Annotated in this window: 1 protein-coding gene; it reads left to right on the forward strand. The window is 44.4% G+C overall.

The features are described from left to right. Positions 1-120: 120 nt before the first annotated feature. Positions 121-477 carry an acetyl-CoA carboxylase biotin carboxyl carrier protein subunit gene (locus tag A3751_RS01785; protein WP_068451470.1) on the forward strand — a complete coding sequence of 119 codons (357 nt, stop codon included), beginning with the start codon at positions 121-123 and terminating at the stop codon, positions 475-477. Positions 478-631 lie beyond the last annotated feature (154 nt).

Below are 631 nucleotides of genomic sequence, written 5' to 3' on the forward strand. Positions count from 1 at the left end.
GAAGTACTACTTTTGTTAGCGCATGTTGCTTACAGCACGGAGTATTAGAACCGGAGTGTCAACTGAGACCTCACCATCCATATACCCGACACGCTGGGGGACTCAGAGTAACAAACAGCGATGGCAAAAGTACTGGTACCGCCGCCGCAAGCTAAGAGCGATGAGATTCTCGCGCCTTCGGGCGGAATGTATTATTCACGCGAAGCGCCCGACATGGACACGTTCATTAAAGAGGGGGATCACTTTGAGGCGGGCGAACCGCTCTTCATTGTTGAAGTCATGAAGATGTTCAACAAGGTCAATGCACCGTTTTCTGGTGTGATCGAAAAATGCTTGATTGAGAACGATGGAGAGATCATCAAAAAAGGACAACCGATCTTTAAGATTGTTCCGGATGAAAAAATTGAAACCTTAAGCGATGAGCAGATAGCCAAAATTAAAACACAGGCCTGTTCAGTATTTATTGATCGCATTTAAATTAATTGCTCTTGGATAAAAGCTGGAAACAAAGATGATTACAGGACTAGACCATATCGCAATCGCCGTTCCGGATCTGGAAAAAGCCATACAGCGCTTTGTAGAAGATTTCGGATTAACATTCAAAGGTAAAGAAGATGTGGAAGACGCCTTA

This window comes from Oleiphilus sp. HI0080, assembly GCF_001635135.1.